The organism is Bacillus sp. T17B1, assembly GCF_026796395.1.
Classification (GTDB): Bacteria; Bacillota; Bacilli; order Bacillales; family Bacillaceae; genus Bacillus; species Bacillus spizizenii_A.
The window spans coordinates 39,808-63,506 of the sequence record NZ_JALAYA010000021.1 but is presented as its reverse complement, the minus strand read 5'-3'; the positions used below and the strand labels follow the sequence as shown (position 1 = coordinate 63,506).

The 23,699-nt window shown below is 45.0% G+C and carries 20 protein-coding genes and 2 pseudogenes; 11 read left to right on the top strand and 11 right to left on the bottom strand.

The genetic code is table 11. From position 1 onward, the window contains the following. The first annotated feature begins 387 nt into the window (after positions 1-387). Both bmrC and bmrD read left to right on the top strand, forming a co-directional pair. Complete coding sequence (gene bmrC, locus MOF34_RS11860; protein ID WP_268400269.1) at positions 388-2,145, top strand: multidrug ABC transporter ATP-binding protein BmrC; 1,758 nt, start codon at positions 388-390, stop codon at positions 2,143-2,145. Continuing rightward, complete coding sequence (gene bmrD, locus MOF34_RS11855; RefSeq protein WP_268400268.1) at positions 2,142-4,163, top strand: multidrug resistance ABC transporter ATP-binding protein/permease BmrD; 2,022 nt, start codon at positions 2,142-2,144, stop codon at positions 4,161-4,163. The genes bmrC and bmrD overlap by 4 nt, the downstream gene beginning before the upstream one ends. A gap of 44 nt (positions 4,164-4,207) precedes the next feature. On the opposite strand, the gene MOF34_RS11850 is transcribed toward bmrD, so the two are convergent. The 6 genes from MOF34_RS11850 to spaC form a co-directional block, all read right to left on the bottom strand. Next, on the bottom strand, positions 4,208-4,828 hold the full coding sequence (locus tag MOF34_RS11850) for an SDR family oxidoreductase (RefSeq protein WP_268400267.1): 621 nt from the start codon (positions 4,826-4,828) through the stop codon (positions 4,208-4,210). 38 nt (positions 4,829-4,866) lie between these two features. Continuing rightward, positions 4,867-4,992, bottom strand: a complete 126-nt coding sequence (locus tag MOF34_RS11845; protein ID WP_268400266.1) for a hypothetical protein — start codon at positions 4,990-4,992, stop codon at positions 4,867-4,869. A 106-nt stretch (positions 4,993-5,098) separates the two neighbouring features. Then, positions 5,099-5,302, bottom strand: coding sequence for a beta type acid-soluble spore protein SspB (gene sspB, locus MOF34_RS11840; RefSeq protein WP_019713808.1), 204 nt, complete (start codon positions 5,300-5,302; stop codon positions 5,099-5,101). Positions 5,303-5,510: 208 nt separating this feature from the next. Then, positions 5,511-5,729: a YheE family protein gene (locus MOF34_RS11835; RefSeq protein ID WP_072566014.1), complete on the bottom strand. Its 219-nt coding sequence runs from the start codon at positions 5,727-5,729 to the stop codon at positions 5,511-5,513. A 150-nt stretch (positions 5,730-5,879) separates the two neighbouring features. Beyond that, positions 5,880-7,241 (bottom strand): YheC/YheD family protein, encoded by a 1,362-nt coding sequence (locus MOF34_RS11830; protein WP_268400264.1) that lies wholly within the window; start codon positions 7,239-7,241, stop codon positions 5,880-5,882. After that, positions 7,231-8,322 carry a spore coat associated protein SpaC gene (spaC, locus tag MOF34_RS11825; RefSeq protein WP_268400263.1) on the bottom strand — a complete coding sequence of 364 codons (1,092 nt, stop codon included), beginning with the start codon at positions 8,320-8,322 and terminating at the stop codon, positions 7,231-7,233. The genes MOF34_RS11830 and spaC overlap by 11 nt, the downstream gene beginning before the upstream one ends. 266 nt (positions 8,323-8,588) lie before the next feature. Here spaC and MOF34_RS11820 point away from each other — a divergent pair, with 266 nt between their 5' ends. Together MOF34_RS11820 and MOF34_RS11815 are read left to right on the top strand one after the other, a co-directional pair. Next, positions 8,589-9,722: a DUF445 domain-containing protein gene (locus MOF34_RS11820; protein WP_268400262.1), complete on the top strand. Its 1,134-nt coding sequence runs from the start codon at positions 8,589-8,591 to the stop codon at positions 9,720-9,722. A gap of 93 nt (positions 9,723-9,815) precedes the next feature. After that, entirely contained in the window at positions 9,816-10,169 is a 354-nt protein-coding gene (locus MOF34_RS11815; protein ID WP_019713812.1) for a YlbF family regulator, read from the top strand. Between the two features lie 36 nt (positions 10,170-10,205). Here the strand turns inward: MOF34_RS11815 and MOF34_RS11810 are convergent. Further along, positions 10,206-10,870, bottom strand: a pseudogene (locus MOF34_RS11810) (hypothetical protein); the annotation flags it as partial. Between the two features lie 499 nt (positions 10,871-11,369). On the opposite strand from MOF34_RS11810, the gene MOF34_RS11805 reads away from it, so the two are divergent. Further along, positions 11,370-12,236, top strand: coding sequence for a Cof-type HAD-IIB family hydrolase (locus tag MOF34_RS11805; protein ID WP_019713813.1), 867 nt, complete (start codon positions 11,370-11,372; stop codon positions 12,234-12,236). Positions 12,237-12,349: 113 nt separating this feature from the next. Further along, positions 12,350-13,855 carry a coproporphyrinogen III oxidase gene (locus MOF34_RS11800; protein ID WP_268400261.1) on the top strand — a complete coding sequence of 502 codons (1,506 nt, stop codon included), beginning with the start codon at positions 12,350-12,352 and terminating at the stop codon, positions 13,853-13,855. 17 nt (positions 13,856-13,872) lie between these two features. Here MOF34_RS11800 and khtU read toward each other — a convergent pair whose 3' ends face one another. The 3 genes and pseudogenes from khtU to MOF34_RS11785 form a co-directional block, all read right to left on the bottom strand. Then, positions 13,873-15,090 (bottom strand): K(+)/H(+) antiporter subunit KhtU, encoded by a 1,218-nt coding sequence (gene khtU, locus MOF34_RS11795; RefSeq protein ID WP_268400260.1) that lies wholly within the window; start codon positions 15,088-15,090, stop codon positions 13,873-13,875. Between the two features lie 7 nt (positions 15,091-15,097). Then, positions 15,098-15,595 (bottom strand): K(+)/H(+) antiporter subunit KhtT, encoded by a 498-nt coding sequence (gene khtT, locus MOF34_RS11790; protein ID WP_019713816.1) that lies wholly within the window; start codon positions 15,593-15,595, stop codon positions 15,098-15,100. Positions 15,596-15,657: 62 nt separating this feature from the next. Next, positions 15,658-15,997, bottom strand: a pseudogene (locus MOF34_RS11785) (hypothetical protein). Positions 15,998-16,160: 163 nt separating this feature from the next. On the opposite strand from MOF34_RS11785, the gene MOF34_RS11780 reads away from it, so the two are divergent. After that, entirely contained in the window at positions 16,161-16,928 is a 768-nt protein-coding gene (locus MOF34_RS11780; RefSeq protein WP_268400258.1) for an enoyl-CoA hydratase, read from the top strand. A 20-nt stretch (positions 16,929-16,948) separates the two neighbouring features. Here the strand turns inward: MOF34_RS11780 and MOF34_RS11775 are convergent, their stop codons facing one another. Then, positions 16,949-17,134, bottom strand: coding sequence for a YhzD family protein (locus tag MOF34_RS11775; protein ID WP_019713819.1), 186 nt, complete (start codon positions 17,132-17,134; stop codon positions 16,949-16,951). A gap of 126 nt (positions 17,135-17,260) precedes the next feature. Here MOF34_RS11775 and MOF34_RS11770 point away from each other — a divergent pair, with 126 nt between their 5' ends. The 4 genes from MOF34_RS11770 to MOF34_RS11755 all read left to right on the top strand — a co-directional run bounded on the left by MOF34_RS11770 (position 17,261) and on the right by MOF34_RS11755 (position 23,642). After that, positions 17,261-18,157 carry an ABC transporter ATP-binding protein gene (locus MOF34_RS11770; RefSeq protein WP_268400256.1) on the top strand — a complete coding sequence of 299 codons (897 nt, stop codon included), beginning with the start codon at positions 17,261-17,263 and terminating at the stop codon, positions 18,155-18,157. Continuing rightward, on the top strand, positions 18,150-19,409 hold the full coding sequence (locus MOF34_RS11765) for an ABC transporter permease (protein WP_268400255.1): 1,260 nt from the start codon (positions 18,150-18,152) through the stop codon (positions 19,407-19,409). Before MOF34_RS11770 ends, MOF34_RS11765 begins: the two co-directional genes overlap by 8 nt. 104 nt (positions 19,410-19,513) lie before the next feature. Then, the gene (locus MOF34_RS11760) at positions 19,514-20,740 is read left to right on the top strand and encodes a DNA repair exonuclease (RefSeq protein WP_268400254.1); all 1,227 of its coding nucleotides are present in this window, start codon (positions 19,514-19,516) and stop codon (positions 20,738-20,740) included. A gap of 4 nt (positions 20,741-20,744) precedes the next feature. Further along, positions 20,745-23,642, top strand: a complete 2,898-nt coding sequence (locus tag MOF34_RS11755; RefSeq protein ID WP_268400253.1) for an ATP-binding protein — start codon at positions 20,745-20,747, stop codon at positions 23,640-23,642. The last annotated feature ends 57 nt before the right edge of the window (positions 23,643-23,699 follow it).

The following is a 23,699-nucleotide window of genomic DNA, read 5'->3' as shown; positions in this document are numbered from 1 at the left end:
TCCTATTCAAGTAACGATTGACAAAAAAAGGTTTTGTTTATATGATGAAAAAAAGATGAAATCAGAATGGAAGGAGGGTTTGCTATGCCAAGGAATTTGCGTGTTTACAAGACAGTTTCATATTGGCGCGGCAAACCCTATGTTCTGTATGATTGAACGGTATTTTTAAGTCTAGCTGCGCGCTGAAGAGCGCTGTGCATATGATATTGGTGAAAAAGGCATGGAGCTGACGCTTCATGCCTTTTTTATATACAAAATCTAAGGAAAGACAGGTGTATGGGATGTGAAGGCAAATACAGTGGCGAGTGCGGCTCATGTCAAATTAAACGAAAAAAGCAGTAAGGAAAAAATAGAAGGCGGCTGATGAGATAAAGGAGATGGTGATCGATGTTTTCAGTATTGAAAAAGCTAGGCTGGTTTTTTAAAGCGTACTGGCTGCGCTATACGATTGCAATTGTGCTTTTATTGGGAGTCAATGTCATTGAAATGTTTCCGCCTAAGCTCTTGGGGAACGCCATAGATGATATGAAATCAGGGGCGTTTACTGCGGAGGGGCTGCTGTTTTATATCGGTATCTTTTTTGTGCTGTCGGCGGTCGTCTATATCATGTCTTATTTTTGGATGTACCAGCTGTTCGGCGGAGCGAATGTGATGGAGAAAATTCTCCGAACGAAGCTAATGGGGCATCTTCTGTCCATGTCGCCGCCTTTTTATGAAAAAAACCGGACAGGCGATTTGATGGCACGGGGGACGAATGATCTTCAGGCGGTCAGTTTAACGACGGGGTTTGGCATCTTGACATTAGTCGATTCTACGATGTTCATGATGACGATCTTTTTGACGATGGGATTTCTGATCAGCTGGAAGCTGACCTTGGCCGCCATTATCCCGCTTCCTATTATGGCGATTGCAATCAGTCTATACGGAAGCAAAATCCATGAAAGGTTTACGGAGGCCCAGAATGCGTTTGGGGCGCTAAATGACAGGGTGCTTGAATCCGTTTCGGGCGTGCGGGTGATTCGCGCGTATGTACAGGAAAGAAATGATGTCCGCCAGTTTACAGAAATGACCGCAGATGTTTATCAGAAAAATATGAAAGTGGCTTTTATTGATTCACTGTTTGAGCCGACGGTTAAGCTGCTTGTCGGTGCCAGCTATCTGATTGGGCTCGGCTACGGAGCGTTTCTTGTGTTCCGGAACGAGCTGACGCTTGGCGAGCTTGTTTCCTTTAATGTTTATCTCGGCATGATGATTTGGCCGATGTTTGCAATCGGTGAACTCATTAATGTGATGCAGCGTGGCAATGCGTCATTAGACCGGGTAAATGATACTCTTTCTTATCAACCGGACGTGATGGACCCGAAGCAGCCTGTTGAACTGAAAGAGCCTGGAGATATTGTTTTCAGCCATGTCAGCTTTACATATCCAAGCTCAACAAGCGGCAATATTCAAGATATTTCGTTTACGGTACGAAAAGGGCAGACTGTCGGGATTGCCGGTAAAACCGGGAGCGGAAAAACGACGGTTATTAAGCAGCTTTTGCGCCAGTACCCTGCCGGTGAAGGGAGCATTACATTCTCTGGTGTGCCGATTCAGCAGATCCCTCTTGACCGGCTCCGCGGGTGGATCGGATATGTGCCTCAGGATCATTTGCTGTTTTCACGGACAGTAAAAGAAAATATTTTATATGGAAAACAAGATGCAAGTGATGAAGAGGTTAACCAAGCCATTGCCGAAGCACATTTTGAAAAAGATCTACACATGCTTCCATCCGGTTTGGAGACGATGGTTGGTGAAAAAGGGGTAGCGCTGTCCGGCGGGCAAAAGCAAAGAATTTCGATTGCGAGAGCACTTATGGCGAATCCGGAGATTTTGATCCTGGATGATTCGCTTTCTGCCGTAGATGCCAAAACAGAGGCTGCGATTATCAGGAATATCAGAGAAAACCGCAAAGGAAAAACAACATTTATTTTGACACACCGTTTATCTGCGGTAGAGCATGCTGACCTGATCCTTGTGATGGACGGCGGCGTGATTTCTGAGAGAGGCACGCATCAAGAACTAATGGCCAATAATGGGTGGTACCGGGAACAATATGAAAGACAGCAGCTGTTCACTGCGGAAGAAGGGGGAGCAGGGGCATGAAAACAGGAAAAACGTTATGGAGATACGCACTCCTCTATCGGAAATTGCTGATCACTGCCGTCCTATTGCTTGCGGTCGCCGTCGGGGCAGAACTGACTGGGCCGTTTATCGGCAAAAAAATGATTGACGACCATATCCTCGGTATTGAAAAAACATGGTATGAAGCCTCGGAAAAAGATAAAAATGCCGTTCGGTTTCATGGCACTTCTTATGTCAGAGAAGACCGTATCCAGGGACCTGTTTCTCAAGACAAAGAAGCGCATATTTATCAAGTAGGAATGGCGTTCTATTTTGTTGATCAGGCTGTCAGCTTTGACGGGAACAGAACGGTTTCTGACGGTAAGCTGACAATCACAAATGGAGACAAGAGCCGGATATATGCGGCCGAAAAGCTGACAAAAGAGGATCTTTTCCGGTTCTATCAGCCCGAAATAAAGGGAATGGTGTTTTTAATCTGCCTGTATGGGGGCTTGCTTGTGTTTTCGGTTTTCTTTCAATATGGACAGCATTATTTGCTGCAGATGAGCGCCAATCGGATTATTCAAAAGATGAGGCAGGACGTGTTTTCACACATACAGAAAATGCCGATTCGCTATTTTGACAACCTTCCGGCCGGCAAAGTGGTTGCGCGGATTACCAATGATACGGAGGCCATCAGGGATTTATATGTCACAGTGCTGTCTACATTTGTGACAAGCGGAATCTATATGCTCGGCATATTCACGGCTTTGTTTTTGCTGGATGTTAAGCTCGCGTTTGTGTGCCTGGCAATTGTGCCGATTATCTGGCTGTGGTCGGTCATATACCGGAAATACGCTTCTTATTACAATCAAAAAATCCGGTCGATCAACAGTGACATTAACGCAAAAATGAATGAGTCCATTCAAGGCATGACAATTATTCAGGCTTTCCGTCATCAAAAGGAAACAATGAGAGAATTTGAGGAATTAAATGAATCTCATTTTTATTTTCAAAACAGGATGCTGAATCTAAACTCCTTAATGTCCCATAATCTTGTCAATGTGATCCGGAACCTGGCGTTTGTCAGTTTGATTTGGCATTTTGGCGGTGCAAGCCTGAATGCGGCCGGGGTTGTTTCTGTCGGTGTGCTGTATGCGTTTGTCGATTATTTGAACCGGTTATTCCAACCGATCACAGGCATTGTCAATCAGTTTTCAAAGCTGGAGCTTGCACGGGTTTCTGCCGGGCGTGTTTTCGAACTTCTTGAAGAGAAGAATACGGAAGAAGCGGGTGATCCGGCGAAGGAGCGCGCGTTGGGGCGTGTTGAATTTCGTGATGTGTCATTTGCTTATCAAGATGGTGAAGAGGTATTAAAACATATTTCCTTTACCGCGCAAAAAGGCGAAACTATAGCGCTCGTCGGCCATACCGGATCAGGCAAAAGCTCGATTTTAAATCTCCTGTTTCGTTTTTATGATGCGCAAAAAGGGGATGTACTGATTGATGGGAAAAGCATTTACAACATGTCAAGACAGAAACTCAGATCCCATATGGGCATTGTGCTTCAGGACCCGTACTTATTCTCAGGCACGATCGGATCTAACGTAAGTCTGGATGACGAAAGAATGACCGAAGAAGATATCAAGAAAGCACTGCGGCAAGTTGGTGCCGAGCCGCTTCTGAAAAAGCTTTCAAAAGGCATTAATGAACCCGTGATTGAAAAAGGGGGCACACTATCCTCTGGAGAGCGGCAGTTAATTTCTTTCGCAAGAGCTTTGGCGTTTGATCCTGCCATTTTGATTTTAGATGAAGCAACAGCGCACATTGATACAGAGACAGAAGCCGTCATCCAGAAGGCGCTCGACGTCGTTAAACAAGGCCGCACCACCTTCGTCATCGCTCACCGGCTTTCAACAATCAGAAACGCGGATCAGATTTTGGTCCTCGATAAAGGAGAAATTGTTGAGAGAGGAAACCATGAGGAATTGATGGCAATCAAAGGGCAATATTATCAAATGTATAAGCTGCAAAAGGGCCAGAAACATACCATTGCATAACACTCAAAAACCCAAAACAATCGTGTTTTGGGTTTTTTATGTAGTTAATAAGCCAGTCCGGCACGGTATCCGATATACTCTCCTGTAACAAGCTCACGATGTAGAAAATCAGCAGTATCGCCGACCGTAATACTTGTGCCGCCCTCCGGCAAAACGTCACGCTCTGTACGATAGACGCCAGTTGCTGTTCCGTCCGGGAGGTAAGTGGGACAGATCATTGTCCAGTCTAACGAAGAATCTTTTAGCATTTCGTATACTTTTGCATGCTCCTTGGCTGCGCGAGTTAGCTTTCGTTTCGATTCATTTGTTTCAAACCGGTATTTTCCAGGTTCATATCGGGAATCAAGAATGCCTGCGGTACCAATCGTGATCAGCCGTTTGATATGCTGTTCTCTCATAATGGCGAGTATATTTGCCATAGCTTCGGATAGGGTATCATCACCATCTGTGCCGAGACAGCTGATCACGATTTCAGCATCCTTCACAACTTTTTTTACATCTTCCCGGCGGCGCGCGTTCCCTATGATGATTCGGTCTTTTGGAAGGGGAACTTCAGCATGTTGAGATCTGACCAGAGCGTAAATGTCAAACTGTTCATCTGCGGAAGCTTGAGTTAAAAAGGCTTGTCCGACGCGGCCGCTGGCACCAAATAAAGCGATTTTCATCAAATAACCTCCTCGCCCCTCATTATAAATGGATGTTCTCAGTTTGAACAGCGCGGGAAAGAATACCTGGAAAAATAGACAGAACGATGGGAAACATATTCATGAATCATGGATATACTTACGAACTGAACCAGCTCCCAATTCACATAGGCGATGAATGCCACCTTTATTCCCTCCTTTTTTTTCTAGGATATGTGGATCAGGAAAAAAGGGTGACAAATATAAAGAGAGCGCGGGAAACCGCGCCCTCTAAAGCCATATATTGAATTGTTATTGAACTCTGCCGCCCATTTGCTGCTGAGCAAAAGATACTAAACGTTTTGTGATTTCTCCTCCGACAGAACCGTTAGCGCGGGAAGTAGTATCCGCTCCAAGGTTAACGCCGAATTCAGAAGCGATCTCAAGTTTCATTTGATCGATAGCCTGAGCTGCGCCAGGAACTACTAATTGGTTTGAAGAGTTTTGGTTAGCCATGTGTAAAATCTCCTTTTTGTTTAGTATGGTTGGGTTAACTGGAGTTGCACCAGTCTGTGGACCCGTCTCGGGTGTCACTGCCGCTCGGCGTAACCCAATGCTTGCCGGCTTGTTACTAGTATTATGTTAAAATGGCCGGAAACTCATGCGGAGAATTGAGTGGTAAATCTTGAGAAGGCATAAAAAAAGCTTAACCGTTCAGGCTAAGCTAGTCATAAATATGAAAAAGCATCAGTTCATGTATCTCGTTTGTCAGAGCAGGTTCGTCAGCGCGGGCGGGAAACAAATCTCCCCATTCAATCTCACCGCTTTTATGATAGATGCCTTCATAATGGGTTCCTTTATAATAAAACGAAATTCTCCATCCGGGCAGCTTTTCTTTTTGGAACAAAGGTTTCCAGCTGAAATGAGAAATCATGACGGCCACGCTCCTTAAAATTGGTATCAATTGACCTGAATACGAACGAATTATGTTCATTGTACCACTGTTTCAAAACATCATTGAAGAGACTTTGTGTTGCAGTTTGTCCTAGCTTTTGACAAAAAAAGCCCGCTTTATCAAAAGAAGCGGGGCAGGTTACGAAGGCCACAGCGCATCATGGGAGGTGATCGCCTTCTCGGATAGATATGACGCGTATTCAAAGCTTCTTCGTTTTGTCAGAGAATCAACATGATGCAAATTCGGATGAGAAAAGATACTGCGGCCCGGACGTGAATTTGCTTCAAACATCCATACCTTGCCGTTCTGATCAATGCCAAAATCGAAGCCGATCTCACCGATAAACCCCTCGATATGATCATGAAGCACATGACTAGCGGTCAGTGCCGCAGCAGAAAGCTTTTTTATGACCTCAATTCTTTCAGCGGGGTCAGCGTATACTTCTGCAAGTGTTTTTACGATTCCGCCATTAGAAAGATGTGTTGTAATGCTATTTTCTCCGGAAATCTTGACGGCTATTGCTGTCACCGTCCATTTCCCTTTTCTGTTTTTATTCGTATGGACACGGAAATCCGCTGGTTTGCCCTGGAATTCGATTAGATCGACACCTTGCTGAATGAGAAAGTCAGACGGATTGTGCTGTGTTTGAAATGCTGCCAGGAATGCTGCGGCATCGGGATAATCGATTGAAGAAAACGTTTTGGCGTCATTCGTATGTTTCACCGTCAGGCCGTTGTCTGTTTTTGTCAGCTGATAAATGCTGGTGCCGAGTGCTCCGTTAGCCGGTTTGATATAAACTTTTTTGTATGCGGCACAGAGCTCATCAATCCGCTTCTCAGATGGTGTCAGCTCGGATTTCGGCAAAAAAGGGGCTGTTCTCGGATCTTGTTCGAGCAGTTGATGAACGCTCCATTTATTAAAAAACGTTTTATTAAACCATGGGATTTGATATTCGTCGATTAGTCTCTTTTTTGTATGTTGCAAGAGAAGCGAATCTTCAATTTTTCGGTTTGGCAAACGGTCATAAACGACGTTCGGTAGCGGGACGATTGTTTTCTCCCAACCGTTTTCTCTATAGAGGAGCCCCTCAATCGTGCCTTCATCCCAATTGATTTGGTGCGCGCCAAAAACGTAGCAGTAGCCTCCGGCTTGCTCGTGTAACGTGACGAGCTTAGAAAAAAAGAGGGAACGATCCTTAAAAGGTCGTTCAAGAGATACGGAAAACCCCGCTGTAAAGATGCCGATTAAAGGCCCGATATGCACCGTATGATCATGAATTAAAATGTCAGCCCTGCTTCGGTGGGGAAGCAAAAGCTCATAAAATAGATTTTCAGAGAGAAGCACGGTTTGTTCCAGATGCTGTTTGTAAGAAACGTGGCATCTGACAACCTTCGTCCCGAACGCGGCATGCAAAAGTCCGTCTCGTTTCAGCGAAGAGGGCAGAAACAGGGTGTTTTCACTGTTTTTGTCTATGCCGATCAAAAACTGTTTACGATTCACGCGGAAGGACTCCTTTCTGGCTTTGCTCAGAAAACAGATATTGGCAGCGCTTAAGGGGACAAGTGTACAGGTTTTCTTTTTGTTCGGGAGAAACACGCAGGATTGACTTTCTGCCCGGTTTGGAATTGATATCCAAAATCCAAATTCTTCCGTCCTTCGCAAGGCAGATATCAAGCCCGAGTTCAAACAGCGGCCCGTAGCGCTCGTCAAGATAATACGGAACCGATTGTGTAATCGAGAACACGTCATCGAGTAAGACCACTTGCTGTTTTTTCGGTATATCTTCAAACCAAGAATCAAATGTCAGCGCATCAGATCCGACAGACAAGTTGGCCAGCAGCCCGTGTTTATATCCGCGTCTCACTGCCTTTCCGACTGTATTCCATTCACCTGCTTCGTTTTTTTCCATGAACAGACGGATATCACATGGATATTGTTCCTTATCTTGAATATCTAAATAAGGCTGAAGCAAATATTGATGCTGAAGCACTTTTTTGCACCATGTTTTAAAAGAAGCCTGGTTGGAAAAGGTTTTTGTCTGCTTATCTTTTCCAATGTGATACGTAGCGGTTATGTTTTTCTTGCCCAGCTCCAAGAGAATCACGCCTCTGCCTCCTGCGCCGAATGCCGGTTTTAAGATGCAGGCTTTTTCTTTGGATAAGAAGGAGTGAATTTGTTCGTAACGGCTTACCTTTATCGTTTCCGGAATATAAGGATTGATCACAGCATGCTGCTGAAGATCATGAAGGATGGTCCACTTATCGGGAAGGCCGCGCCCGATAAATTCCGTTTTTGGATATTTTTTGAGCCACTCTACGATAGGTTTAGCTTTTTGGGATTGTGAATCCTTGCCGTAAAAACAGCGGTCATAAATATAATCTGGAATCGCCATTTCGGTTTCGTTCCATGTATTGCTGGCCGAATGATAAACCGATGCTTTGACGCGCAAGTTGTCAGGAGAAATATCAAACGGTGTAAACCGGATGAAGCGTATGCCAAATTCGGGTGCTCTCTTGGCCAACTCTGCAGAATAGTCTGCCTCATGCTGGCGGGATAAGGACATAAAACCGAGTGTTATCATGGTGAGACTCCCCCTTTTATTCAAAAGCTGCCGGCGGGTGTCGGCAGCTTTACGCTAAATACATTCAGGATGAACGCAGCTGACGGTATTCTACTTTACAGATTACGATTCTTCACCTTGCCCTATTCCAAAAGAACAAGCTGATTTTCTGACAACAGGAATTTGTCTCCTCATTTGCTAAGTGATTGCATGAGCCTCTATAATACGAATAGGTACATCATCTATATGAAAAAAGCTGAATGACAGATGGAGGAAGATGAATAGGAATGGGTATTGCAGGAACCTTTATTTTTATGACTGTGATCGGCGCTGCTATTGGCGCGGTGACCAATCATTTAGCAATTCAAATGCTATTTAGACCCTATAAGGCGTACTATTTGTTTGGAAAACGAGTCCCTTTTACCCCCGGGCTGATTCCGAGACGACGGGATGAACTTGCAAAACAAATGGGACTGATGGTAGTCAATCATCTCTTAACCCCTGAGGGCATTAAAAAGCGGCTTGTTTCTGATGCAGCCAAAACGCAGGCTCTTCAGGTCGGGGAACAGCTGATTCAAAAGCTGTCACTTTCTGAAATGACAGTGAAAGAAGCGCTTGAAAAAGCCGGGGTGAAGCGTCCTGATGAAGCGGCAGACGCATGGATCAGCCGCTGGACGGATGATAAGCTGAATGAGCTTTTCCGCCAATACGAGCACCAATCGTTAAAAGACCTCGTTCCTATGGAAGTGCAGGAAAAGCTTGAGGAAAAGATTCCGATGATTTCAGGATATATATTGTCACGCAGTGCAAGTTATTTTGAAAGTGATGAAGGAAAAATCCGTCTCGGCAATATGATTGATGGCTTTTTAAAAGAACGCGGCATGCTTGGAAGCATGGTACAAATGTTTCTGGGGAATTCAAGCCTAGCGGACCGCGTGCTGCCGGAGCTGCTGAAGTTTTTGCGGAATGAGGAAACCAATAAACTGCTTTCTGATCTTTTGAAGAACGAATGGGGCAAGCTGAGGGAGTATACGTTTTATGAAGCAGACGAAAAATGGAATGCAAAAGCGCTCATTTTCAGCCTGAAACGAAGAGTGCTGCAAACATTTTCGACTGCTCCATTTTTCATTAATACGATTGGCACGCTTACCGTCCGCTATGAATCTGAGCTGACCGAGCAAATGCTGCCGGCACTGTTAGACAAATTGCTTGAAGGGGTTTCGGCTAATCTTGAAAGTGTTTTAAAACGGATGCGCCTTGAGGAAATCGTCAAGGAGCAGGTGGATCAGTTCCCGGTGCAGCGGCTTGAAGAAATGGTGCTGTCCATTTCGAAAAAAGAATTTAAAATGATTACCTATTTGGGAGGCCTTCTCGGCGGAATCATAGGTGCAGTTCAAGCGTTATTTGTCACCCTTTTTTAAGAAGAAATGGTTCTTGAATAATGAAAGGAGCTCCATAGTCTGTTATAGTGGAGTGGTATGTCTAAACGGCAATGATGAAAGGAGCTATTCACAATGGCTGTTAATTTTTATGATGTAGCATATGACCTGGAAAATGCATTACGCGGGAGCGAAGAGTTCACCCGTCTAAAAAATCTTTATGATGAAGTAAACGCAGATGAATCAGCGAAGCGCATGTTCGAAAACTTCCGCGATGTGCAGCTTAAACTCCAGCAAAAACAAATGGCAGGAGAAGAAATTACACAAGAAGAAGTGACTCAGGCTCAAAAAACAGTTGCGCTTGTACAGCAGCACGAAAAAATTTCTCAGCTGATGGAAGCGGAGCAGCGCATGAGCATGCTGATCGGCGAATTGAACAAAATCATTATGAAGCCTTTAGAAGAGCTTTACGGCAGTGTCGAAGGTTAATCAGCAAAATCCCTTCTTGAAAAAGAAGGGACTTTTTTATTCAGTAACTTGGAAATCGAATGAATCTTTTACCTCTCCATTTATAATCACTAATAATGTATGAATTCCTTTGTAATGTTTTCTGGTAGTTAGATCCCTAAAGGATTGAATTTTTGTGTACGACTTCGTTTCGTTTTTTCTTATATTTGTTTCTGTAATTTTAAACACTTTTTGATGACGCTGACCCCTTGCTTTTACAAAATCAATAGCGTACTCAATTCTTACTTTTTGATCCATGACTGAATGAATGGAGAAAGAAAATTCAAGGCTTTTGCCAATGGCTATACGGCTGGATTGACATGATAAATTATGTAATTGTATTGAATCAGTATTTTCATATCCAAAAAGTGCTAAGGCCTGTTTATCACCCTTTTTTAATAAGGTTCGATAGGCGTGTTTGATGATCCAATCGGTATCAGGGTGTGTTCCATACCAATGGCCTGCGGCTTTTCTCAGCAAATGAGGGTGCGTTTTTGAAATATCATTAAGGTTATTGGCCACGCTTTTCCTTACATACAAGGACTCGTCCTGCATCAGCTTCTCAAGGATCGGCAGAACGGGGGAAGGGTCCAAATTCAAAGCGGGTATCGATTTTCCCCATGCAGGCGGGGTCTGCTTCCTTCGCTCGCAAGTCTTCTTACATGTTCATTTTCATGCTCGGACTTAAAACAGCCATCTGATCACCGCTTTTTCGTTATTAAATATATTATATGGGAATGTATGTTCTTTATCGAGCAGTTAGTTCCAAAAATTAACAATAAATCCTACCTTAGTATACATCATTTGGATACTTTTTTTAGTTAAAAAAACCCTTGTCATCACCAAGAAAAACTGAGATAATGGCATTGAAAGCGCCTACACTTACGAGATTTCAATAGGATACGGTCGCATATCATGCCGTTATATAGAGGGGATAAGCAACAGAGAGTAAGTGTTCGGAGCGCATCATCGGTCAAACAAGGGGTTCCTAATACATGATTTTTCGTAAATCGAAATAACGATATTAGGGAGAATGGCTGCTTCGATCGTATCCTTTCATCATGCCATACATAAAGTCTGCTGAGTCAGGCTTTTTTTGCTTACCAGAAAAGGTTGTTCTAAACACAGAGACAGGGTCATATCCTATACACAAGTACAGTCATCAAGGAGGGGGACATCTCTGTGTCAAAACAATTGCTTGCCTTAAATATAGATGGAGCGCTGCTACGGTCGAACGGGAAGATTCATCAGGCAACGAAGGATGCGATTGAATACGTTAAGAAAAAAGGAATTTACGTTACTCTCGTGACCAATCGACATTTTCGTTCTGCACAAAAAATAGCGAAATCACTAAAGCTTGATGCCAAGCTAATCACCCACAGCGGGGCATACATCGCTGAGAAAATAGACGCCCCGTTTTTTGAAAAAAGAATTTCTGACGATCACACCTTTAACATTGTTCAAGTGCTGGAGAGTTATCAATGCAATATTCGGCTTCTTCACGAGAAGTATTCTATTGGAAACAAGAAAAAAGTGAATTCTAATTTATTGGGGAAAGCACTCATTCATCCGTCTGATCCGATCTTTTATCCAGTCCAGTTCGTTGAATCATTAAGCGATCTTCTCATGGATGAGCCGGTGAGTGCACCTGTCATCGAAGTGTATACGGAGCACGACATTCAGCATGACATCACAGAAACGATAACGAAGGCCTTCCCTGCGGTTGATGTTATTCGCGTAAACGATGAGAAGCTGAATATCGTCCCGAAGGGTGTCTCCAAGGAAGCGGGTCTGGCCCTCGTCACTTCAGAGCTGGGCCTGACTATGGCTGATGTCGTGGCCATTGGGCATCAGTATGATGACCTCCCGATGATTGAACTTGCCGGTCTTGGGGTAGCGATGGGGAACGCCGCTCCAGAGATCAAGAGAAAGGCAGATTGGGTCACAAGGTCTAATGATGAGCAAGGTGTTGCCTATATGATGAAGGAATATTTTCGAATGCAGCAGCGAAAAGGATTTCTTGATAGGTTCCACATGAAACGTGTGTAAAAAATAGCCGCTCGCGCCCAGATGGGTGCGGCGGCTTTTTTGCCGGATTGATTTTAACGGTTTATTTCTGTACACTAAAGAAAGTTTTGAATCTGATAAATTAGGTGATGAAGTTGCAAATTAAAATAGAAGGCATACATGATGACCGCCTGCATCGGCCTCTGCAAAATATTGCAAATTTGTTTTATGAAGAGTGCGAGCTTGTGTACGGCGGAGAGGAGCCCGCAGATGTTGCCATTTCTTTAGAATGTTCACAAACAAATGAGCAGGTGACGGTAACGGGAGAAGTGAAGGGAACTGTCATAAAGGAGCAGCATACAAAATCTTTTTCTCTCGGCATGAATGAAAAAGAAGCCTTTAAGCAAGTGAAAAACACGATTTCTTATGTGTACCTCAATCTTCTTCAGGCACATACGGGCATCACGCAAAAGTGGGGAATCCTGACAGGCATCCGGCCCACAAAGCTGCTTCATAAAAAGCTGCAAAGCGGAATGCCGAAGGCGCAAGCTCACACTGAATTGAAAAAAGACTATTTAATTCATGATGAGAAAATCGAGTTAATGCAGGAAATTGTTGACCGGCAGCTGGCGGCAGTGCCGGATTTGTATCAAGTAAAGGATGAAGTCAGCATTTATATCGGCATTCCGTTCTGTCCGACAAAGTGCGCATATTGCACATTCCCTGCGTACGCCATTCAAGGGCAGGCGGGCAGAGTTGGCTCATTCTTATGGGGGCTGCATTACGAAATGCAGAAAATCGGCGAATGGCTGAAGGAGCATGATGTTAAGGTTACAACCATTTACTTTGGAGGCGGGACACCGACAAGCATTACTGCGGAGGAAATGGATCTGCTGTATGAGGAAATGGTCCGCTCCTTCCCGGATGTAAAAAACATTCGTGAGATAACGGTGGAAGCCGGACGCCCTGACACGATTACAGAAGAAAAACTCGCCGTTTTAAATAAATATGACATTGACCGAATCAGCATCAATCCACAATCATATGAAAACGAAACGCTAAAGGCGATCGGGCGGCATCATACGGTTGAAGAGACCATTGAGAAGTATCATCTGTCACGCCGGCATGGCATGAATAATATCAACATGGACTTGATTATCGGTTTGCCTGGGGAAGGCGTGAAGGAATTCAGACACAGCCTTTCAGAAACGGAAAAACTGATGCCGGAATCTCTTACAGTTCATACGCTTTCCTTTAAACGTGCGTCAGAAATGACGAGAAACAAGCATAAGTACAAAGTCGCCGGCAGGGAAGAGGTTTCTCAAATGATGGATGACGCGGTAGCCTGGACGAAAGAGCATGGGTACGCGCCTTATTATTTATACCGCCAGAAAAACATTCTTGGAAACCTTGAAAACGTCGGATACTCTTTGCCGGGACAAGAAAGCATCTACAACATCATGATTATGGAAGAGGTGCAGATGATTATCGGCATCGGCTGCGGCGCTGCAAGTAAGTTTATTGACCGGGAAACAGGGAAAATCACGCACTTTGCCAATCCGAAAGATCCGAAATCGTACAATGAGCGCTTTGAGCACTATACGGACGAAAAAATTAAATATTTAGAGCGGATTTTTGAGAAAACGACAAAGCAGCACTGATCACAGTGCTGCTTTTTTTATCCCTGTTTTCTTGCAGGATGAACATCAGGCTTCCATTTAAATACTTTGTTCAGTAAACGGTAAATTCGTTTTGATTCCTTTGTTAAAAGCGGTCCCAAAATCGCCAGAATGAGGACATATAATGCGGCAAACGGCTTTAATGTGGCTGACAGGCCGCCGGCTATCCCGAGGTTCGCAACGATAATCGAAAACTCACCCCGTGATACGATCGTCAGTCCAATATTCGATGAGGCCTTATGAGAAAGCCCTGCGCGCCGTCCTGCCGCCATTCCGGCAATAAAGTTTCCAAGAATGGTCAGAATCACGGCTCCCAACGCAAGCCAGACCGCTTCGCCGAGTGAAAACGGATCGATGCTAAGGCCGAAACTAAAAAAGAACATCGCGCCGAAGAAGTCGCGAAATGGAACGACAAGGTGCTCAATCCTATCGGAATGCTCTGTTTCAGAAAAAACCAACCCGAGCAGCAGCGCACCGATCGCTTCCGCTACATGGATCGTCTCTGAAAACCCGGCGATAAAAAAGAGCGACGCAAAAATGACGATAATAAACACTTCGTTTGAGCGAATGTCCAACAGTTTATTCAACAGCGGCGGGAGCTTTCTAGCTGCGATAAAAAACAGCAGCATATAACTGAAGGCGATCAAAATGGACAAAAGTGCACTTCCGACTGATGTCGCATCACCTAACACAAGGCCGGAAACTACGGACAAATACACGGCAAGAAAAATATCCTCAAACATAATGATGCCGAGAACCAGCTCGGTTTCCGGATTGGCGGTTCTTTTTAAATCAACGAGCACTTTTGCGACAATCGCACTTGACGAGATTGTGATGACCCCTGCGAGGACGAGGACGTCCAGAAAGGAAAACCCGGTAATAAACCCGTAAAGCAGCCCGAGACTGAAATTAATCAAGATATAAATCGTTCCGCCGACCGCGATTGATTTTCCGGATTTGATCAGCTTTCCGACGGAGAATTCGAGCCCGAGATAAAAGAGGAGAAACAGTACGCCCATCCGCCCGAAAAACTCGATGATTTCACTGCTTTCTATAAATGTTAGGTCAATAATGCCCGCTTTCGGTGCGTGCGGTCCAACCAGCATGCCCAGCACAATCAGAAACGGAATAATCGAAAATTTAATTTTATTGGCGATTACACTGGCAATCGCGACAAGCACAAGCGCTGTACCGACTTCAAATACGAGATGATCCATCGGCCGTTCACACGCCCTCTCCAGAAAGAAAATCGTGAATCAGTTTCTTCAGATGCTTTCTTTCACCTGAGAGGACAAGTGTGTCATTTTCTTCAATAACCGAATCGGCTCCGGGATTTAAAAGCTTCTCCTGGCTGTGCTTGATGATGGCGATCACAGTGACATCGTAGTTTTGGCGGACATCAAGCTCCCCGAGTGTGCGCCCGATCGATTTGGCGCCTTTTTCGACCTTAAACCATTCAATAATGAGATCGCTGAAGGCCATTTCGATGGACTCTAGTGCTTGCGGTTTATAGACCATGCCACCTAGAATAGCGGCAATTTGCCTTGCTTCAGTATCATCCAATGAGATATTGGAAAGGAGCTCATCCGGGTCCCGGTCATTAAACCGGTATATCTCTCTTCTGCCGTCATCATGAATGATAATCGTCATTTTTTCATGGCTTCTCGTTTCGATTTCGAATTTTTTGCCGATGCCCGGCAGATCGTTTTCTTTAATATTCAATGAAAATCCCTCCGAATGTAGTGTTGTTGAAATGGGGCGAGTTGCAAATAAAGCTTGGGCATTTATATTCGGAGGTAATTAGACTGGTATTTGATAGGGACGGCACACACCTTTTCCAGCCTGTTCATCAGCGGTTCATCAAGAGGCTTGACAGATAGCTGCCTGACAGACTGCGCCAGCGGACTGTACTCTTTGTTCAGCTCTGCCAAGTACAAGCTGCTCGGCGACGGAATTTTGGCCGATTGTGCTTCTTGTGGATATGAGGACATAGGCACATAGCTGTCAGTGCTTGCTTCAAGCTGGGAAGGCAGAACCACATCCGAAGGGGGAAAGTACACCATAAATAAACTTAACAGAAAACTGATTAGCAATTTATCCATGCTTCCTTTCCTCCTTTCTCATCCTAATATCCCTTCTTTCACTATATAAAACTTTATGTTTCCACTCAAACAATATGCATTTTTCAGTATCTATTGACCTTGAAAAATAAAAAGGTTTATTTGAGAATGGCAGGGAATGTATAGTGTGAAAGAAAAAAAGCTAGCGCATACATGGAGGTGTTTCAATGGAGTTTATTCAGTATGAAGTGAATGGATCCGTGGCCGAGATTATCTTGAATCGCCCTGATGCCCACCACGCCCTGAATGAACAGATGCTGTCTGAACTGAAGGAGGCGGTTGAAAAGGCGGCTGCAAGCGAGGTGCTCATCGTTCTTCTGAGAGGAACCGGGAAAGGCTTTTCGGCCGGCGGAGATATCCGGATGATGACATCAGAGCATAACTCTGATCAATTTAAGCAGCTGATGGATACGATTGAGGCTGTCATTCTAACGTTCTATCAGATGAAGAAAGTGACAATTGCAGCTATTCACGGCGCTGCTGCGGGACTGGGTCTGAGTTTGGCGCTTTGCGCTGACATTGTGCTCGCGGAAAAAAACGCCGTTCTCGCGATGAATTTTATCGGCATTGGGCTTGTTCCGGACGGCGGAGGGCATTATTTGCTGATGAAAAGAATTGGGGAAGCGAAGGCGAAAAAACTGATTTGGAGCGGGAAAAAATGTTCCGCCGCGGAAGCCGCCGATATGGGGCTCCTTGACGGAACATTTGCCGGAGGCCCGGCGGAAGGCGCAAGACCCTTTATCGAAACCCTTTTAGCCTCACCTCTTTTGGCGATGATTGAAACGAAAGCCATCTTTCAGAGCCTCCAGCTTGAAGAACTAAAAAAGGTGCTTTCTCTTGAGCGCAGCGCTCAAGAGAAAATGAGAAGGACCAAGGATCACCAAGAAGGAATCCGTGCCTTTTTAGAAAAACGGGAGCCGAAGTTCCAAGTGTAACAGATCAGCCGGAAAGCTGATCATCTATGAAACAAAATCAGCTTTCCGGCTGCATCAACCATACGATGGGTATGACTGAGAAGCTCTTTTTCTTTTAATAGGGCTTCACCATGCGTTTTTGCCGCTTCTTCATTTTTCGCCTCAAATCGCTTGTTTACCAGTGTTTTCCCCGAAGGATCAAAAGCTGTAAGGAAATAATCAGCCATCAGGTTTCTCCTCCATTTTCAAGATTTATCAATCTTCTTCATTTATATTCTAACAAGGAAATCAAAATCCTTTATTATGTTTCATCCAAAATTAGTATATAATGGGTCAGGGAAGGAGGAGATACGGTGCTTAAGATTGATCACGTAACAAAGACATTTGGAACTTATAAAGCTGTTGACGGATTAGACTTAGACATTCCGGAACAGCAAATGTTCGGTCTTTTAGGCGCAAACGGAGCGGGAAAAACGACGACGTTTCGCATGATTCTTGGTTTATTAAGCATTACGGAGGGCTCAATCAGCTGGAAAGGCCGTCCTGTCAATTACAATATCAGCAACAAAATCGGTTATTTGCCGGAAGAGCGGGGACTTTATCCGAAAATGAAGGTAAAGGATCAGCTCGTCTATCTTGCCAGATTAAAAGGGATGGAGAAGCGGGAGGCTGTAAAAGAGCTCGGCACATGGCTTGAACGCTTCAATATAACAGATTACGAGAATAAGAAGGTAGAAGAGCTTTCGAAGGGAAATCAGCAGAAAATCCAATTCATTTCGTCTGTTTTGCATAAGCCGGAGCTGCTGATTCTTGATGAACCATTCAGTGGCCTGGATCCTGTCAATGTTGAGCTGTTAAAAGAGGCTGTGATTTCACTGAAAAACAGCGGCGTTTCTATTTTATTTTCCAGCCATCGGATGGAGCATGTGGAGGAGCTATGTGAGAACCTTTGCATACTGCAGAAAGGAAAACCGGTTGTGCAAGGCAAGCTGAAAGAGATCAAGCGTTCTTTCGGCAGAAAGAATGTCACCATTCACGCCGATGGCGATCTGCGTTTTTTGCAGTCTCATGAAGGCATTCTCCAATGGAAGGAAACGGCCGGCGGCGTCAAGCTGCAGATTGCTAATGAAGACATTTCTCAAGAGATCTTTGCCATGCTCCAAGGAAAAGGGTTTATCAGAAAGTTTGAGCTTGAAGAGCCGTCACTGCATGATATTTTTATAGAAAAGGTGGGGGCCGTCTATGAATAAATTTTGGATCATGCTTTCTCATACATACAAAAATAAGCTTAGGGCAAAATCCTTTATTATTTCGACTGTCATCACGGTACTGCTTGTATTAGTTGTAACGAATCTGGAGTCGATCATTTCTTCGTTTCAAGGTGATGATGTGAAAGAAAAAATCGCCGTTGTTGATGAAACCAACGAATTATATCCGATTTTCTCAAAGCAGCTGAAAGCGGTGGATACAAACGGTGGTCTTGATGTGAGGCAGTCGAAGCAGTCGGAGGATGAAGTCACAAAGCAAGTCAAAGATGAAGCGCTCGATGGCATGCTCATCATCAAACGAGATGAAAAAGGAGCCATTTCAGGAACTTATAAAGCATTAACGATTTCTGATGATAGCACATACCAGACGCTGCAGCAGGCGCTGACGCAAACCAAAACGGCTGTCGGAACGTCGGAGCTCGGGGTTTCTCAGGAAACGATCAGCAGCCTTTATGCGCCCGTTACTGTCGGGCAGGAGACGCTGAAAGAGGGGGCGAAGTCTGAGGAAGAGCTTGGACAGACGGTAGGGCTTGTTTATATTCTGCTGTTCGTCATTTATATCTCTGTGGTTATGTATGCCAGCATGATTGCGATGGAGGTCGCAACCGAAAAATCTTCGCGTGTCATGGAAATCCTGATTTCGAGCATGCCGCCGATTCAGCAGATGTTTGCAAAGCTGCTTGGCATCGGGCTTGTCGGAATCACGCAGCTTGCTGTCATTATAGGGACCGGTTCTCTGTCGCTGATGCTGAACAAAACGAACGGAACAGCTTCACCTGTCGGCGGATTCCTTCATTTGACCGATCTTTCCGCAACCACTGTCGTCTATGCTGTGATTTTCTTTTTGCTTGGTTACTTTTTATACGCGACACTCGCCGCGTTTCTCGGCAGTGTCGTCAGCAGAATAGAGGACGTGCAGCAAACGATCACACCAATGACGCTTTTAGTTGTCGCCGGTTTTATGATCGCGATGTTCGGCTTGAATGCACCTGATGCACGATTTATTACAGTAACCTCGTTTATTCCGTTTTTTACACCAATGATTATGTTCTTGCGTGTCGGCATGCTGGATATTCCATTCTGGCAGGCTGCTGCCGGAATTGGAATCACACTGCTCACCATTGTCTTACTGGCTGTCATCGGCGCCAGAATTTACAAGGGCGGTGTGTTGATTTACGGCAATTCAAGCGCGTTTAAAGCGATCAAACAAGCACTTCGTTTAGCGAAAAATTGAGTAAAAACAGCCTGGGATTCTCAGGCTGTTTCTTTATTGACAGAACGTGCATTCGCAAGAATTCGGTGCTAAAATAAGGGTACTTCATCCTGGAAAGGAGCAGAATGTTGACTGATCTAACCTTTATTCATGCGGCAGATCTTCATCTTGACAGCCCGTTTTACGGGATATCGCATCTGCCGGAACCGATTTTTGCACGGATTAAAGAAAGCACGTTTGCAAGCGTGAGACATATGATGGACGCCGCAGTGAGAGAAAACGTTGATTTCATTTTGCTGGCGGGGGATTTGTTTGATGAAGCCAATCGAAGCTTAAAGGCGCAGCTCTTTTTGAAGAAACAGTTTGAAAGATTGAGAGAGAGCGGAATTTCAGTGTATGTGATCTTTGGAAACCACGATCATCTAGGCGGGGAGTGGACGCCGATTGAATGGCCTGAGAATGTCCACACCTTTTCGTCCTCTGTTCCTGAAGAAAAATCGTTTTATAAAGAAGGCAGGCGCATAGCAAGCATTTATGGTTTCAGCTATCAGGCCAGAGCCGTGACGGAAAACCAAGCCGCCCGCTATCGAAGATCGTCTGACGCGCCGTTTCATATCGGTATGCTCCATGGCTCGCTATCAGGATCTGAAGGACACGATCCGTATTGCCCGTTTACACATGACGATCTCGTGAAAAGCGGAATGGATTATTGGGCGCTTGGACATATACATAAACGCCAGGTTCTTTCTGCCGAGCACCCGGCAGTCATTTATCCGGGAAACACCCAAGCGCGCCATATGAAGGAGACGGGAGATAAAGGCTATTATCTCGTTCATGTGACAAACGGAGACATTTCTTATCAATTTCAGAAAGCGCATGATGTGCTGTGGGAAAAAGCGGGGATTGATGTGACAGAGGCAAGGAATATGACTGCTCTTTTCCAAATGATTGAGGACACGTTTTCGAAGCTGCGGACAAAGGGCAGCCCTGTTTGTGTAAGACTCGTATTACAAGGGCGTAAACCGGAATGGCTGCTGGAGGCGCCGAAAGGCACTTTGGATGAGCTTCTCGAAACCTTTCAGGAGCAAGAGGCGGAGGAGGAACAATTCGTTTGGCCGCTTTCATTGGACGATGAGACAGAAAATGAAGCAAACCTTACAAACCTTGATCCTTTTTTTGGCGGTTTATTTGAAGACCTTGATCGCAGTGATTTAACAGACGTGCTGGATGGGCTTGAGCGGCATCCTGTGTACAGAAGGCACGCCGACCGGTTTACCCAAGAGGAGTTACAGGAAATAAAAGAGCAGGCACAGATTTTATTGAAAAGACAGCTTAAGGTGCTTGAAATATGAGGCGGTGAAAGCTTTGCGAATTAAATCTTTACATATCTACCAATACGGGAAATTTTCCAATCAGACCTTTCACTTTTCCGCCTCGCCTGTCCAATTAATTTACGGATTAAATGAGGCAGGAAAAACGACGATGATGTCATTTATTGAGAGCATGCTGTTTGGTTTTCCGAAAACAAAAAAATATGAACCGAAAACAGGGGGTGTCTATGGCGGTGTTCTTGAAGCTGAACATCCTGAGATAGGGGCTGTGAAAATCGAACGGACGAAAGGGACTGCCGAAAAGCTGAGAGTGTACACAGAAAAAGGCGAAGTGAAGCATGGAGATTTTTTAAAGCAGCTGTTCCAAGGCACGGACAGGGCGCTTTATAAAGCCATTTATTCGTTTGACGTATTCGGGCTGCAGGAAATTCACGCCGTTAATCGGGACAAGATAGGGGAATTTTTGCTGTTTTCCAGCTTGTTTGGCGCTGAAGCCGTATCCAAGCTTGATTCAAAGCTGACAAAGGAAAGCGAAAGGCTTTATAAACCAAACGGGCGAAACCCTCAATTGAATCAGGAGCTGGAAACGCTCAAGCAACTGGGGGCGAAGCTGAAACAGGCTGAGGCAGAGGAAGCGGGCTATCATCAGCTTCTAGAGGAAAAAAGAACGCTTGAAGCCCGTCTTGCAGCTGCAGAAACCGAATTGAAAGAGGCGGCAGGACATATCCGAACGATTGAGGGTGCGATTGAGCTGAAGCCGTTGCTAAATGAAAAAGCGATGCTGGAAGAAGCGATATCGCAATATCCGGAACAGGCGGGACAATTCCCGGCTGACGGATTGCATCAGCTGGAGAAATATGAATCTCACCTCCACCCGAAATCCGCACAGCAGGAGGCGCTTCGGGTGAAGATGGCAGAGCTGGACAAACAGATGCAAAAGCTCAATCCGGATAAAGAAATGTTGGCAAAAGAAACGCTGATACAAGAGCTTTCGGCAGGGTTTCATATGTATCAATCCTATGGAGAACAGCTCGCCGCCATTCAGGCACAGCTGCGACAGTCATCTGCACAGGCTGCGGCAGGCCTGGAACAGCTCAATAAAACGGATGAAAATGAGCTCCTGAATATGAACTCCTCATATGACTATGAATGGCAGCTTCAGCAGGCGGTGCAGCAATACGTACAGGCAAGAGACAGAAAACGGCAGCTTGATGAGACATTTGAACTTGCCCGGAAAGAGCTTGAAGACGCAGAAAAGGCCGTTCATGCCGCTTCGTCCGCTATCCTTGAAAACAACGAAAGAAAAGATAAAGAAGCGGCTCTTAAAGCATATGATGAAGCACAGGGGCAGCATCTGGAGCAAGCGAGGCTGAGAGAGCAGCTGAGGTTTTTTGAAAGGCAGCAGGATAAGCAGAAAAAGGTTGTCATTGCAGCTGGTATGTTGTTCATCGTTCTCTTTTTGTTGCTGCAGCAATGGATTCCCGCCATAAGTTTCGGCGCCGCCCTTATTGTATACTGGCTTGTGTCTGGGAAAAAAACACCGTCTTCCGGAAATAGCCGGGAGATGAGACAGCCAATGACAAACATTTCACCGGCAGAAGCCGAAGCGCTTAGAGAAGCGTTATGGGAGGATGACCGCAATAAACAGCATCTTTTCACACAGCGGGCAGTGCTTCAGCAAAAAGAGGCGGCGTATGAAAGAGTCATCCAGCAGTTTGAACAGTGGGAGGCCGATATGGCGCCGTCCTATACACAGGTCGAGTCTTTTATGAAGGATCTCGGATTCAAGGAAGATCCGTCTTTTCTGCTTGATGCATACAGCTTAATGAAGGATGTCAAAAAAGAAGTGAAGAAAAAGCATGAACTGACAATTGAAGCTGGGAGGCTGAAAAAGCACCGACGCACATTCGAAGAACGTGTCAGCATGCTTCATCCTGTGAATGAGAGTCGGAACATCTCCATCTCGGAAGCCCTTCACACTTTGCGGAAAAACGTTGAACGTGAAAAAGAAATCGCGAAGCAAAAAAGGGCTATTGAAACAGAAATTCATTATACAAAGGAGCAGCTGCTGGAGCTGGAGCAAGAGATACAGTATTTTGAAACACAGATTGAACAGCTATTTGCCGCTGCGGCTGCAAAAGACAGAAATGAGTTTTGCGCCATAGCCGACATCAGCAGGCAATTGAAGGATGCGGAGAACAAGCTTCATCACGTAAACGCACAGCTTCAAGGCGGACACCCAGAGGAGCTTGAACTGGCGGATTCGAATACGCTTTCTGAATTGGAAAGCAAGCAATTAGTTGAAAATGAAAGAAAAGAGCGGCTGACTGAGGAGATTCAACACCTTCGCAGCCAAATCGCATTGCTCTTCGTCAAACAGGAACAATTAGAGGCTTCGGGATTGGTCTCAGATCTCAAGCTTCAAATGGAAATGCAAAAAGAGCGTGTGAAAGATACCGCTAAAAAATGGGCCTCGATCCAAATGATTAAACGGGTGATTCAAAACAAATTGGAACGGCATAAAAAAGTCGAGCTCCCACGCCTTTTGGAGACGGCTGGAGCATTTTTCCGCCCGCTGACTGACGGTAGCTACAAGACAATTTATTTTTCTGAAACGGATGATTCCATAATGGTCATGCATTGTGATGGAACGGTCTATCACGCGGAAGAGCTATCACAGGGGACATGTGAGCAGCTGTATACTGCGATCCGGTTTGCACTGGCCGTTACCCGTCATGATGGGTCAAGGCTTCCGTTCCAGCTTGACGACAGCTTTGTACATTTTGATCAGGAAAGGCTCAAACGTGTATTAGACGTTCTTTATGATTTATCTGAAGGCGGAAGGCAGATTTTGTATTTTACATGCCATGACCATGTGAAAGATGCATTTCAAAGCAGCCAAATCATTCATTTGGTGTCATAAAAGAGGTTCTATAGCTGTAAAACGGTATGTGATATACTGGTATTATGTAAGATACGG

Bases quoted from the DNA above. Each gene is read 5' to 3' on its own strand.
- bmrC (WP_268400269.1), top strand. From the start codon at position 388: ATGTTTTCAGTATTGAAAAAGCTAGGCTGGTTTTTTAAAGCGTACTGG.
- bmrD (WP_268400268.1), top strand. From the start codon at position 2,142: ATGAAAACAGGAAAAACGTTATGGAGATACGCACTCCTCTATCGGAAA.
- MOF34_RS11850 (WP_268400267.1), bottom strand. From the start codon at position 4,828: ATGAAAATCGCTTTATTTGGTGCCAGCGGCCGCGTCGGACAAGCCTTT.
- sspB (WP_019713808.1), bottom strand. From the start codon at position 5,302: ATGGCTAACCAAAACTCTTCAAACCAATTAGTAGTTCCTGGCGCAGCT.
- spaC (WP_268400263.1), bottom strand. From the start codon at position 8,322: ATGATAACACTCGGTTTTATGTCCTTATCCCGCCAGCATGAGGCAGAC.
- MOF34_RS11820 (WP_268400262.1), top strand. From the start codon at position 8,589: ATGGGTATTGCAGGAACCTTTATTTTTATGACTGTGATCGGCGCTGCT.
- MOF34_RS11815 (WP_019713812.1), top strand. From the start codon at position 9,816: ATGGCTGTTAATTTTTATGATGTAGCATATGACCTGGAAAATGCATTA.
- khtU (WP_268400260.1), bottom strand. From the start codon at position 15,090: ATGGATCATCTCGTATTTGAAGTCGGTACAGCGCTTGTGCTTGTCGCG.
- MOF34_RS11780 (WP_268400258.1), top strand. From the start codon at position 16,161: ATGGAGTTTATTCAGTATGAAGTGAATGGATCCGTGGCCGAGATTATC.
- MOF34_RS11775 (WP_019713819.1), bottom strand. From the start codon at position 17,134: ATGGCTGATTATTTCCTTACAGCTTTTGATCCTTCGGGGAAAACACTG.
- MOF34_RS11765 (WP_268400255.1), top strand. From the start codon at position 18,150: ATGAATAAATTTTGGATCATGCTTTCTCATACATACAAAAATAAGCTT.
- MOF34_RS11760 (WP_268400254.1), top strand. From the start codon at position 19,514: ATGTTGACTGATCTAACCTTTATTCATGCGGCAGATCTTCATCTTGAC.